Below are 12,784 nucleotides of genomic sequence, written 5' to 3' on the forward strand. Positions count from 1 at the left end.
ACCGTGACCCGGTCACCCGACTTACGCGAACCCGTGGGCCGCTTACGCGAACCCGTGGCCGCTCATGCGAACCCGCGGGCCGCCCGGGACCGTCGCCGTCACCACGTCGCGAGCCGTGCCGCGTACCGCTCGTGCGCCAACCGGCTGAGCCCGGTGTCGGGATGGTCCGGGCCGAGCACCCAGGCACGGTCGACCACCAGCGCGGCCAGCAGCCGCAGGGCCTCCTCCAGGTCCCCGATGTCCCCGACGGCCGTGGCGTGCAGGTGCCGGCTGACGAGGGTGTCGGGGTGGTCGGCGCCGAGCACCCTGGTGCGGGCCTCGACCACTCCGGCGTGCAGCTCCGCCGCACTGACGTGCCGCCCGGTCCGCCCGAGCCAACGCGCGTGCTCGCTGCGGCTGACGAGGGTGTGCGGATGTTCCTCCCCGAGCACCCGGGAGCGGTCCTGCACGACGAAGGCGAACAGCAGGGCGGCGTGGTCGTACGCATGGTTCCTGCCCACCGCGTAGGCGTGGTTGTGCCGGCTCACCAGCGTGCCCGGGTGGTCGGGTCCCAGCACGCGCGTACGGTCCGCCACCACGGCCTCGTACAGGCGCACCGCCTCCCCGGTCCGCCACGTGTCGCTCAGGAAGGAGGCGTGGAGGTGGCGGCTCTCCAGGGTGTCCGGATGGTCGGGCCCCAGCACGCGGGCACGGTCCTCGGCCACCGCGGCGTGCAGCTCCGCGCCCGACCACGCACTGCCCGCATCGCCGACGCAGTTCGCGTGCTCGCCCCGGGTGAGCAGGGTGTGCGGATGGTCGGGGCCCAGGACACGCGCGCGGTCCTGCGCGACGAAGGCGAACAGCAGGGCCGCGTGGTCCTCGTCACCGGTCCGGGCCACCTGGAAGGCGTGCTCGTGGCGGCTCAGCAGCGTGTCCGGGTCGTCCGGTCCCAGCACCCGGGTCCGGTCCTCCACCACCTGGGCGAGCAGCCGCACGGCCTCCTCCCGGTCCCCGGCCAGGCCGACGGCCAGCGCGTGGGCATGCCTGCTCAGCAGCGTGTGCGGGTGGTCCGGGACCAGGAACCGGGCGCGGTCGGCGGCGAGGGCCGCGTGGAGACGCCGGGCGCCATCCGTGTCGCCGGACTCACCGGCGCAGTAGGCGTGCAGGTGCCGGCTGAGGAGTGTGTCGGGGTGGTCGGGCCCGAGCACGCGGGCGCGGTCGGCGGCGACGGCGGCGTGCAGGCCGGCGGCCTCGCGGGTGCCTCCGGCGTCGTCCAGGAAGTCCGCGTGGTTGTGGCGGCTCAGCAGCGTGTCCGGGTGGTCGGGCCCCAGGACCCGGGTGCGGTCCCGCACGAGCGGGCGGTACAGGCGCACGGCCTCCGCCGGGTCTCCCGCCTCCCCGACGCTGGACGCGTGGTTCTGCCGGCTGATCAGCGTGTCCGGATGGTCGGGCCCGAGCACCCGTGTCCGCCCGGCCACCACCGCGGCGTTGACCGCCACCGCCTCCGCCGCCCGGCCGGTCAGCTCCAGGAAGTAGCCGTGCTCGCCGCGGCTGAACAGGGTGTCCGGGTGGTCGGGCCCGAGGATCCGGGAGCGGTCGGCGGCCAGCGCGGCGTGGAGGCGCAGGGCCTCCTCGGCCGCCCCGGACGTGCCGGTGCAGTAGGCGTGCAGGTGCCGGCTGAGCAGAGTGTCGGGGTGGCCGGCGCCCAGTACCCGGGCCCGGTCGGCGGCGACGGCGGCGTGCAGGCCGGCCGCCTCGCGGGCGCCCCCGGCGTCGTCCAGGAGGTCCGCGTGGCAGTGCCGGGCGAGGAGGGTGTCCGGGTGGTCGGGGCCGAGGATCCGGCGGCTGTCGTCGACGATCGCCGCGATCAGTTCCACGGCCCGGGCAGGGTCGCCCTCCGCCGCCACCGCCTGCGCATGCTCGCGCCGCGCCGCGAGGCCGCTCGCCTTTCGGTCCTCCCGCACCACAGCCGTGCCCCCCATCCCCGGGCAGGGACGCCGCCCACCGATCCCGCACCCTTCGCCGGGGCCCCGTTCCCCTCGCACGATCAGATCCTACGACCGGCCGTGAGGGGGTGTGACCAGGGACTCCGTCACGTCACCAGCGGCGGAAACCCCCCTCCGTGTCGAGGACCTGTCCCACGACCCACTCACCGTCGTCGCCGACGAGCCAGCCGATCAGCCGGGCCGGGTCGTCCGGCGTGCCGAACCTCCCGCTCGGGAACCGCCGTCGCAGCGCGTCGAGGGTCCGGTCGTCGAAGCACACGCCCGGATCCAGGTAACCGGTGTTCACCGGGCCCGGGTTGACGGTGTTGAGGACGATGCCCCGGTCGGCGAGCTCGTCGGCGACCGTCGCGGTGACACCGGCCAGGGCCGCCTTCGCGGCGGCGTAGGCGACCTCGCCGGGCATGGGCCCCTACTGCTGGCCGGACGTCATCCAGATCACCCGCCCGCCGGGGCGCGCCGGGTCGTGCCGGGCTGCGAACGCCTTCGTCAGCAGCAGCACCGACCGCGCGTCGGCGGCCCAGTGACCGTCCAGCTGCTCGGCCGTGATGTCCGCGAGGGCTCCGTCCCCGCCCGAGCGGGCGTGGTTGCAGACCAGGATGTCCAAGGGACCCGCGGCCTCCACGGCCCGGCCGACCAACCCCTCGGGAGCGCCCGGCTCCGCCAGGTCGCCGGGCAGGTCGTGCAGCTCCGCGCCCGGGCCAGACTCTCCCGGACGGAGGCCAGGACCCGATCGAGGTCGTCCGCGCCCCAGGGCTGGTCGCTGTCGTGGGGGCGGTGGTGGTGGATCACCAGGCTCGCGCCCATCGAGGCCGGACGACGCGCCACCGCCGCGCCGATCCCGCCCGTCCGGCTCGCCCCGGTGATCAGGGCCGTCCGCCCTTCCAACGGCAGAGTGGTCGTCATTCCGGGCCGGCTCCTCGCAGGAAGAGGTCGACGACGTCCTGGGCCAGACGGTCGACGGCGGCCGGGGCGCAGTCGCCCTGCGGCGGCTGCACCGTGCCGGCCAGTTCCAGGAAGGCCGTGGCGAGGAACGCCGGATCGGCCTCCCGGAGCTCGCCCGTGGCCACCGCCCCCGCCATGAGGTCGGTGACGGGCTGGATGAGGCCGCGCACGTAGGCGTGCGAGACCTCGGCGCCCTGGTCGTCGTCGAGGTGGCGGATCGCGTAGTAGATCTGGTTGCTGAGCTGGGAGTTGTAGGTGCCCTCGGCGTACGAGGCGGCGAGCGCCAGGAGCTTGTCGCGCAGGGTGCCGGGGGTGGCGAGCGCGCTGTGCAGCAGGGCGGACGCCTCCTTGGTGTAGTGGTCGGCCACCTCCATGAACAGGGCCGGCTTCCCGCCGGGGAAGTGGTGGTAGAGGCTGGCCTTCCTGACGTCGACGGCCTTGGCGATGTCGTCCAGCGAGACGCCGAGGTAGCCGTGGTCGGCGAGCCGGCGGGCGAACTCGTCGCGCGCGCGGGCGCGCGTGTCGGTCTGGCGGGGCATGGTGGTCAGACTCCTGTCCGGGTACGGCGGGTCAGTGCGAGGCGGGCCGCGGCGGCGCCCACCCCCAGGATGACGAAGGCGACGAGGGCGCCCGGCAGCAGGTCCTGCTCGTGCCAGGGCGAGGTGAGCAGGCCGCGCATGGCTTCCAGCGGCGGGGTGAGCGGGTTGAGGTCGGCCGCGTGGGCCATCCATCCGCCGAGCCGCTCCCGCGGGACGAAGGTGGCGGTGAAGAAGGAGAGCGGGAAGAAGACCAGGGTCACGGAGCCGACAGCCGAGCTGTTGCCGGTGTGGAGGCCGACCGCGGCCGCCAGCAGCAGGAACCCGGTGCCCAGCAGCACGGTGGCGCCGACGAGGGCCAGGAGGGCCGGGGCGCCGGAGACGGGGTCCAGGCCGAGCAGCAGGCCGAGTCCGGTGAGCGCGGCGGCCTGGGCGGTCAGCACGACCACCCCTGCCAGGACCGGGGCGGTGACGAGGGTCCAGCGGCCGACCGGGGTGAGCCAGAGCCGCGCGTGGTAGCCCGAGCCGAGGTCGCTCACCAGCAACTGCCCGGCGGTCGCGCCGCCGGTGAAGGCGGTGGTGAGCAGGCACAGCGGCAGGACCACGTCGATGTACCGGCCCCCGGGCGCCGTCACGGCCGCGACCGAGGACAGCTGGCCCTCGTAGATGACGAGGAAGAACGCGCTGGTGAGCAGCGGCGACAGCAGCAGCGCGGGCGTCCGGAGGCAGGATCCGAGCGAACGGGCGGTCAAGGGGCCCAGGGCCGCCCAGGACCTCGGTGAGGCGGCCGGACCCGCGAGGGCGGTGGTGGCGGTGGCGGTCGTGCTCATGCGGCGAGGGAACCTTCCGGGGTGAGGGCCAGGCGGAGGAAGACGTCCTCCAGGGTGGGTTCGTCGACGGTCAGGGACGCGGCGTGCAGACCGGCGGAGGCCAGGGCGAGCAGCGTCTCGCCGTCCGCTCCGGGGCGCGCGAGCCGGATGCCCACCGCGTGCGGGGCGGTCTCGACCGTGTGGAGCCGCTCGCCCCTGGCGGCCAGCAGCTCCCGGGCGCGGCCGGCGGCCCGGGCGTCGCCGAAGCGCAGGGTCAGGACGCGCTCGCCGATCCGCTCCTTGAGGACGCGCGGGGCGGCGGAGGCGACGAGGCGTCCGGCGCGGAGGATGCCGACGCGGTCGCAGAGCTGGTCGGCCTCCTCCAGGTACTGCGTGGTCAGCAGGACGGTGACTCCGTGGTCGCCGGAGAGCGCGCGGATCTCGTCCCACAGGCCCCGGCGGCTTGCCGGGTCCAGCCCCGTGGTGGGTTCGTCCAGGAAGAGGACGTCGGGGCGCTGGACGAGGGCGACGGCGAGATCCACCCGGCGGCGCTGGCCCCCGCTGAGCTTGCCGACCGGAGTGTCCGCGAACTCCTGGGCGTCGAACGCGGTGAGCAGCTCGGCGCAGCGTGCGCGGGCCCGGCGGGCGGTGAGCGACTGGAGACGTCCCTGCAGGAGCAGCAGCTCACGCGCGGACATGAGCGGGTCGAGGGCGGTCCCCTGGAGGACGACCCCGGTGCGGCGGCGGACGGTTCCGGGGTCGCGGGTGATGTCGGCCCCGGCGACCAGGGCGGTGCCCCGGGAGGGGCGGAGCATGGTGGTGAGCATCCGGACGGTGGTGCTCTTGCCCGAGCCGTTGGGGCCCAGCAGTCCGTAGACCTCTCCGGGCTCCACCTCCAGGTCGAGGCGGTCCACCGCGGTGCGCCCGGCGAAGTCCCGGCCGAGCCCGACGGCACGGATGGAGGGGGTGATGACGTTGTCCATGCCATGAAACCTACCTATCGATAGGTAGGTTTTGCAAGGTGGCCCCGTGAAGCGGCTGCGGGCGGCCGAACCCCGTCTCTAGGCAGGCGACGTGCTGCCGTACCGCCGTACCACGTGCCGCCGAGGCCTGCGGCACCGGACATGGCGGCACGGGCGGTTACGCCCCCGCCCCGTAGGTGGCGAGCCGCGGAACCCCCGTCACCTCGTAGACGTGCACGGCGATGCCGCCGGGCGTCGTTCCGTGGTCCACCAGGCGCAGCCCGGCCGGTGCTCCGCCGTCCGGGAACAGGCGCCGCCCGCCGCCCACGACCACCGGCGCGATCGCCAGACGCAGTTCGTCGACCAGGCCGGCGGCGAGCAGGGACCGCCCGAGCCGGGCGCTGCCGTGGATCTGCAGCTCGCGGCCGGGTCGGCCCTTCACCTCGGCGACCTGGGCCGGGACGTCGCCGGACAGGATCGTGGTCGGCTCCCACCCGGCGTGCTGCAGCGTCCGGGAGGCGACGTACTTCGGCAGTCCGTTCAGCAGGCGGGCGCTCGGATGGTCGGTCATCCGCGGCCAGTCACGCGCGAAGTTCTCGTACGTGCGGCGGCCGAACAGGAACGCGTCCGCCCTGCCGAGCCAGCCGGCGGCCACCTGCTCGAACGCCTCGTCCAGGTGCGGCACGAACCAGCCGCCCCGGGTGAACCCGTCGCTGGTGTCCTCCTCCGGGGACCCGGGCCCCTGGGAGACGCCGTCCAGGGACACGAACTGCTGCAGTACCAGCCTCATCGCACACCACCCCTTCTCTCACCGAGGGGGATGCCTCCGCTCCCCACCCACGCAGACCGGGCGGCACGCGGCAACTCGTCGGGTCCCGGTCAGCTGTAGTAGGCGATCTTGTCGTCGAGGACGTCCATCGCCCGGTGCAGCGCCGCCACCCGCTGTTCCAGCGCGGCACGGCGTTCGCGGAGGAAGACCACGCGGTCCTCCGGCGAGCGCTCCGAGTGCAGCAGGGCGACGAACTCCCGCAGGTCCGCGATGCCGAGGCCCGCATCGCGGAAGCAGGTGACCAGGCCGATCCAGAAGACGTCGTCCTCCGTGTACTCCCGGCGGCCGCCGGACGAGCGGCGGATGGGACCGATCAGGCCCTCACGCTCGTAGTAGCGCAACGTGTCGATGGACACGCCGGTACGGTCGGCGGCCGCGGCCGGGGTGAACGTGGTCATCGGACTCCTCGCGCCTGCCTAGCGCGCCTCGGCGAAGCGCGCCAGGTGCTCGTCGTCGAGGCCCACCCGCCGCACGGCGAGCGCCTCCTCGATCTGCTCCACCCGGCTCGCACCGACGATGGGATCGACCCCCTGCCGGATCAGCCAGGCCAGGACCACCTGGTTCCTCGTGGCCGAGAGCTCGCCGGCGACCTCGTCCAGGACCGCGAGCACGCGGGTCGTCCCCGGGTGATCGTAGACCGACGGCAGGGGCTTGTCCGGGCGTACGTACGATCCCCAGAGCAGGGAGCTGTACGACCAGACGGCGAGCCCCTCCGACCGCGCGAGGTCGAGGTCCTCCGGCGTGAGCATGCGGTGGCCGGCCTCCGCGAGCGAGATGAGCGGCCGCGGCTGCGCGAGCGAATGCCGGAGCTGCAGGGCGCTCCAGGGCTCCACGCCCTGCTCCCGTGCGAAGTTGCGGGCACGTTCCACCCGCCAGGCGGCGTGGTTCGCCGCCCCGACCCGCAGGGCGAGGCCCTTCGCCACCAGCTCGCCGAAGGCGCCGACCGTCTCCTCGAGCGGCACGGAGCGGTCCTCGGCATGGGCCCAGAGCAGATCCACGTGGTCCACGCCCAGCCGCTCCAGGCTCCCGGCCAGGCCCTCCCGCACGGCACGGGGGGAGAGCCCCTCGGCGCTCTCCGGCCAGACGTGCGGCACGAGCGGGTTCTGCCGGACCTTGGTCGCGATCCGTACGCTGTCGCGGACCCCGGGACGGGCCCTGAGCCACTCGCCGAGCACGCGCTCGCTGGCGCCTCCGACACCGCTCGGGTCGGTCCAGAAGGTGTAGCAGTTGGCTGTGTCCAGCCAGACGCCGCCGCCGGCGACGAACGCGTCGAGGATCGCGAAGGAGTCGTCGCGGGAGACCCGGGTGCCGAAGTCCATCGTGCCCAGGACGATACGAGAGGTCGTGTGATTCATGACGACCATGCTGGAAGCTGGAGCGCGCTCCAGGTCAAGCGGAAGTGCTCGGTGACTCAGTAACTGTCGTAGGCGGGCTTTCCGTTCGTCCGGTAGACGCCGACGACGGTGCCGCCCTTCGTCGTGGAGACACTGACCGGCTCCAGCCCGGTCGGGACGGTCCCGTCGGCGAACAGCCGCTTGCCGGTGCCGAGGATCACCGGGTGGACGGTCAGCCGGTACTCGTCGACGAGGCCGTGCCGCATCAGGGTCTGGGCGAGGTCCCCGCTGCCGACGACGCTGATCGGGCCGCCCTCGGACGCCTTCAGCTCGCGTACGGCGTCGACGACGTCGCCCTCCAGCAGCGTGGAGTTCTGCCACTCGACCGAGGTCAGGGTCCGGGACGCCACGTACTTGCGCATGCCGTTCATCCGGTCGGTGAAGGGGTCGGCGGGATCGGCCTTCGGCCAGTAGGACACGAAGATCTCGTACGTCCTGCGGCCGAGCAGCATCGCGTCGAAGTCCTCGTACCAGCCGGCGACGGCCGCGCCGACCTCCTCGTCGTCCACCGGCTTCTGCCAGCCGCCGTGCTCGAAGGCGCTCTCGGGGTCCTCGTCCGGGCCGCCGGGCGCCTGCATGACGCCGTCCAGGGTCAGGAATGTGCACACGATGATCTCGCGCATGATGCGCTCCCTTCGTCGAAGGGTGGACCGCCCGGCCGGCCGGAACTCATCGGCCGGCCGGCGTGCGCCCGCGTTCGAGGAAGTACAGGCAGGCCCGCTTGTGGTCCAGCGCGACCTCGGCGCCCTCGGAGAACCCCGCCAGGCGCAGCCGCCGGCGGGACCTGGCGTTGCGGACGTCGGGTTCGGCCACCACCCGCAGGTGCGCGGGATCGGACCAGACGAAGTCGAGCACGGCTCCGAACAGGGAACCCCCGTGGCCGCTGCGCGGCGCGGTGGCGGGAGGCGCGAAGAGGAAGTGGATCCCGAAGTCGCCGGGGCGCACGGCGTAGTGCTCGCCCAGCGGGTCGTGCTCGGGGTCGTAGGTCTGCAGCAGCCCGGCGGGACGGCCGTCGTGCTCGATCAGGTAGGCGTGGTGGGTCTCCAGGGAGTCCACGAAGGCGTAGACGTCGCGCACCTGCTCCACCGTGTGTCCGACCATGCCCCAGAACCGGGCACGCTCGTCGTTCACCCAGCGGTGGACGACCGCGGCGTCACGCTCCGGGTCCAGGACCCGGAAGGCGACCGTGCCGAAGCCGGGCACCCGGGAGACGTGCGCGGGGCCGGGCCTGTCCGGTGCGGGCCCGTGGGATGCGGGTTCGGGGAATGCCGGTCCGTGGGGTGCGGCGGCTTCCTGGGGCGTCGGGGCCGGGGCGGGTTCCGTCATGCCGATGTCTCCTCGGTGAGCAGATGCCAGTCGGTGACCACGGGGACCAGCTCGCCGCGCAGCCACAGCGGAAGCTGGTCGTGGGCGTGGGTGTCGTCGGGGATCCCGGAGGCGCCCAGGGGGACGATCCAGGCACTGTCCTGTCTGCGCGCCAGGTCCCACACGAAGCGCGCGGCGGAGGCGCGGGCACTCAGATCGGTCAGTCCCGGCACGCTCGAGGAGGACATCACACAGTCGTGGTCCCCCTCCAGCGCGGGCGGCTCGGGGGAGGAGCCGTCGGCGGGCACCGCCCGCCAGGCGGCCAGACGGTGGGTGTCGCCCCAGCTCGCGGGTGCGCCGTCGCGCGCCACCTCTTCCAGGGCCGCCCGCGCGTGGGCGGGCACGTCCACGGTGGCAGGCAGTGCCCCCGGCGCGGTCAGGTTCTCCAGCGCGTGTCCGACCCGGCCGAGCAGGGACAACCAGGGCAGGAAGATCTCGGGGTCGTCCGGGCGGGGCGCCAGGGCCGCCAGCGCCGGGTCACCGGCCAGCCGGCGGGTGAGAGCACCACGCCACGCGGCGAACACGGCGGCGCCCCGCGAGCCGGCGCCCATGCGGCGGTCCCAGGCGTCCAGTTCACGCCGCAGCGACGCGGCCCGGGGCGTCAGCCCGTCCAGCGGTTCCACCAGCCGCGCCAGGAGCACCGCCGCGCTCCGCGAGAGGGTGTCGGTGTGCACGAGGGACAGGTCGGCGGGCGACCAACGCGGCCGGGAGTCCAGGAGTTCGGCGATCCGGCGCGCCCGGTGCGCGGCGGCGAACTCCGAGCCCAACGGCGTGGCGACGCCGCGGGCGTTGGCCATCACGGCCATGCCGTCGCGGACGTCGGCGCGCGGCATCGTCTCCCACCGGCCCGGCCAGGCGGCGCCCCGGTCCCACGCGGCGACGAGCCCCCGCCGGTTGGCGTCGGCGCGGACCGGGACGGCTCCGGCGACCCGGTGCAGCAGCCCACCCGCGGTGTCCGCGGCCATCACCACGTTGACCGGCTCCACCCAGGCGTCCCAGGCCGCGTCGACGTCGGCGACGGTCGTGGCCCGCAGCAGGGCGGGCAGGGCCTCGAAGCCGAGCGTGCCGAGCACTCTCGCCGGCAGGCGCAGGGCGACGGCCGCGCCACGGTCGCTCACGTACGACTCGGCGTGCCCGGTGTCGCCGGCCCGGGCAGCGGCCTCGGGGACCTCCTCCGAGGCGTCCGGTATCGCCCCCTGGAGCACGACGGGTCCTCGGGCGGTCTCCACCGTCTCGATCTCCACCGGATCGCCGTCCGCGACGAGGAGGGTCTCGGTGCGGACGTCGGCGGGCTCCCAGCCGTCCGGCCCCCACGCCTCCACCGCGGTGGTCCCGTCGGGTCGCCGGATCCCGCGCAGCCGTTCCCGGTAGAGGTCCTGGTAGTCCGCCATGGCGTTGGTGATGGCCCACGCGACCTGCCCGGTGTGACCGAAGTGCGCGATGCCGGGCACCCCCGGTACCGCGAGACCCACGACGTCGAACCGCGGGCACGCCAGCCGGATCTGCTGGTACACCCCCGGCGCCTCGATGAAGCGGTGCGGGTCGCCGGCGAGGAGTGCCGCACCCGTGGTGGTGCGCTCCGGGGTGAGGAGCCAGCCGTTGCTGCCCGCGGTGCCCGGGCCGTCGGTCGCGAAGGACGCCACCGCGTCGGGCCCGAGAGCCGAAGCGACGCGGTCGCGCCAGAGTTTCGCCGGGAAACCGGCGAAGAGCAGGTGATGGGAGAGCCACACGGCCATCGGCGTCCACGGCTCCCAGCGGCCCGGACGCAGACCGGTGCGGTCGAACTCGGGCGCCCGGCGGGCCGCGTCCGGCAGCGCGCCGTTCACTCCCTCGACGTAGGCGCGGACCCAGGCGGCGGTGTCCTCGTCGAGCGCCTCGTAACACCTCCGGGCCGTGTCGGCGAGTCGGGCACGGCGGGCGAGGACGTCCCACGACACGTGATCCGGGCCGAGGAAGGAGGCCGAACTGCCCAGAGCCCTGTGCCGCTCGACCTCGAGCTGCCAGCCGCGGTCGCGTGCGGTCACCACACCCTGGGCGTGAGCGAGGGCGAGTGCGTCGGGGGCCCAGACATGAGGGATGCCATACGGGTCGCGGTGAATGCGATGGCGCTCTCTGGGCAAGCCGGGCTCCTCGGGCTGTGTGCGCTCGTGATCCGTCAACCCGCCTCGAAGCACAGCGAGTTGCCGGGAGTCGCGGACTTCGCCGAATGCGGAAGGGGCCATTGACAAGCGATTAGGTGAGCCTAACCTTAGCCACGAGGTCATGACGGAGACAACCGCCCGGGCGGTGGCGGGAGGCGATGTCGACAGGTGGTGCAAGCAATGGTTAGGTGAGGCTACCCTAACTACGCCCTGTCGTTCCCACCAGAAGGCTGACATGACCATTGACGGCAAGACTGTCCCCACGCAGCGCTCCGTCTCCCCGCCCGGAGCCGAGGCCCGGCGGCACCTCTTCGGCGCGCCCACCGTGGACGCCTACCGTGAGGCCCTGTTCCTGGGCGTGGACGCGGCGGCGTCCCGCGTGACGGCCGCCAAGGGACCGTTCACCGGGATCAGTCCGGACACGCTCGGGCCCGAGGTCGAGCAGGTAGACCTGGACCGCCCGCTCGGCGACTCGGCGGCGGCGCTCGCCGAACTGGAGCGGCTCTACCTCCGCGACGCCGTCTACTTCCACCATCCGCGCTATCTCGCCCACCTCAACTGCCCCGTCGTCATTCCGGCCCTGCTCGGTGAAGCGGTACTCAGCGCCGTCAACTCCTCCATGGACACCTGGGACCAGAGCGCCGGTGCCACCCTGATCGAGCGCCGCCTGATCGACTGGACGGCCGGGCGGATCGGCTTCGGCCTGGACGCGGACGGCGTCTTCACCAGCGGCGGCACGCAGTCCAACCTGCACGCCCTGGTGCTGGCCCGCGAGGAGGCGTTCGCCCGCGCCGGAGCACGCACGTCCGAGGCGCGGCAGTCCCTGCTGCCGCGGATGCGGGTGCTCGCCTCCGAGGCGGCCCACTTCAGCGTCAGCAAGTCCGCCAAGATGCTCGGCCTGCCGATGGAGGCCGTGGTGGGCGTGGCCACCACCCCCGACCGGCGGATGGACGGGGCGGCGCTGCGCCGGGAGTGCGACCGCCTGCGCGCCGAGGGGCTGACGGTGATGGCCGTGGTCGCCACCGCCGGCACCACCGACTTCGGCAGCATCGACCCGCTCGCGGAAGCGGCGGACGTCTGCGAGGCGGCGTCCGCCTGGCTCCACGTGGACGCCGCCTACGGCTGCGGCCTGCTGGTCTCGCCGACCCGCAGGCATCTGCTGAAGGGGATCGAACGCGCCGACTCGGTGACCGTGGACTTCCACAAGTCCTTCTTCCAGCCGGTGAGTTCCAGCGCCGTGGTGGTCCGTGACCGCCGGATGATGTCGCACGCGACCTACTACGCCGACTACCTGAACCCCGCCCGGATGGCCGAGCGCCGGATCCCCAACCAGGTCGACAAGTCCCTGCAGACCACGCGCCGCTTCGACGCGCTGAAGCTGTGGATGACCCTGCGCGTCATGGGCGCCGACGGGGTGGGAGCCCTCTTCGACGAGGTGGTGGACCTGGCCGGCGTCGTGCACGACATGCTCGCCGACGACCCCCGGTTCGAGGTGGTAGCCCGCTCCCAGCTCTCCACCGTCGTCTTCCGCTACCTTCCCGCCGCGCAGGACGCGCACCTCGCCGACGAGGCCAACCTGCATGCCCGCGAGGCGCTCGCCACCTCGGGCGAGGGCATGGTCGCCGGTACCAAGGTGGACGGGCGGCACTTCCTGAAGTGCACCTTCCTCAACCCCGACACCACCCCCGACGACGTCGCCCACGTCCTGGACCTCCTCGCGGCGCACGCCGCCGAGTACGTCGAGGCCGCTCCCCGCGGCTCCGCCGCCGCGGACGACGTCGCCTGACGGCGCCCCCCACCACCAGTCCCCGCCACCGGTCC

11 protein-coding genes and 1 pseudogene are annotated in these 12,784 nt (G+C 73.9%); 1 reads left to right on the forward strand and 11 read right to left on the reverse strand.

From position 1 onward, the window contains the following. Positions 1-98: 98 nt before the first annotated feature. From ACWD3O_RS25275 to ACWD3O_RS25325, 11 genes and pseudogenes are all read right to left on the reverse strand, one after another. On the reverse strand, positions 99-1,943 hold the full coding sequence (locus tag ACWD3O_RS25275) for a tetratricopeptide repeat protein (RefSeq protein ID WP_451417455.1): 1,845 nt from the start codon (positions 1,941-1,943) through the stop codon (positions 99-101). A 133-nt stretch (positions 1,944-2,076) separates the two neighbouring features. Next, positions 2,077-2,888 (reverse strand): annotated as a pseudogene (locus ACWD3O_RS25280) (SDR family oxidoreductase). Continuing rightward, positions 2,885-3,466: a TetR/AcrR family transcriptional regulator gene (locus tag ACWD3O_RS25285; RefSeq protein ID WP_451412298.1), complete on the reverse strand. Its 582-nt coding sequence runs from the start codon at positions 3,464-3,466 to the stop codon at positions 2,885-2,887. Before ACWD3O_RS25285 ends, ACWD3O_RS25280 begins: the two are co-directional and overlap by 4 nt. A 5-nt stretch (positions 3,467-3,471) precedes the next feature. Continuing rightward, the gene (locus ACWD3O_RS25290) at positions 3,472-4,293 is read right to left on the reverse strand and encodes an ABC transporter permease (RefSeq protein WP_451417456.1); all 822 of its coding nucleotides are present in this window, start codon (positions 4,291-4,293) and stop codon (positions 3,472-3,474) included. Continuing rightward, positions 4,290-5,255, reverse strand: coding sequence for an ATP-binding cassette domain-containing protein (locus ACWD3O_RS25295; RefSeq protein ID WP_451417457.1), 966 nt, complete (start codon positions 5,253-5,255; stop codon positions 4,290-4,292). The genes ACWD3O_RS25290 and ACWD3O_RS25295 overlap by 4 nt, the downstream gene beginning before the upstream one ends. A gap of 157 nt (positions 5,256-5,412) precedes the next feature. Further along, positions 5,413-6,024, reverse strand: a complete 612-nt coding sequence (locus ACWD3O_RS25300; protein ID WP_451417458.1) for a dihydrofolate reductase family protein — start codon at positions 6,022-6,024, stop codon at positions 5,413-5,415. Positions 6,025-6,113: 89 nt separating this feature from the next. Beyond that, a complete protein-coding gene (locus tag ACWD3O_RS25305; protein WP_451417459.1) occupies positions 6,114-6,461 on the reverse strand; it encodes a MerR family transcriptional regulator in 348 nt (115 codons plus the stop codon). Between the two features lie 18 nt (positions 6,462-6,479). Then, entirely contained in the window at positions 6,480-7,427 is a 948-nt protein-coding gene (locus ACWD3O_RS25310) for an aldo/keto reductase (protein ID WP_451417460.1), read from the reverse strand. A 47-nt stretch (positions 7,428-7,474) separates the two neighbouring features. Then, entirely contained in the window at positions 7,475-8,080 is a 606-nt protein-coding gene (locus ACWD3O_RS25315) for a dihydrofolate reductase family protein (protein ID WP_451417461.1), read from the reverse strand. Between the two features lie 46 nt (positions 8,081-8,126). Further along, a complete protein-coding gene (locus tag ACWD3O_RS25320) occupies positions 8,127-8,783 on the reverse strand; it encodes a GNAT family N-acetyltransferase (protein ID WP_451417462.1) in 657 nt (218 codons plus the stop codon). Continuing rightward, on the reverse strand, positions 8,780-11,044 hold the full coding sequence (locus tag ACWD3O_RS25325) for a penicillin acylase family protein (protein WP_451417463.1): 2,265 nt from the start codon (positions 11,042-11,044) through the stop codon (positions 8,780-8,782). The genes ACWD3O_RS25320 and ACWD3O_RS25325 overlap by 4 nt, the downstream gene beginning before the upstream one ends. A gap of 154 nt (positions 11,045-11,198) precedes the next feature. On the opposite strand from ACWD3O_RS25325, the gene ACWD3O_RS25330 reads away from it, so the two are divergent. Continuing rightward, positions 11,199-12,749, forward strand: a complete 1,551-nt coding sequence (locus tag ACWD3O_RS25330) for a pyridoxal phosphate-dependent decarboxylase family protein (protein WP_451417464.1) — start codon at positions 11,199-11,201, stop codon at positions 12,747-12,749. The last annotated feature ends 35 nt before the right edge of the window (positions 12,750-12,784 follow it).

It is taken from the genome of Streptomyces sp. NPDC002640, from assembly GCF_053592575.1.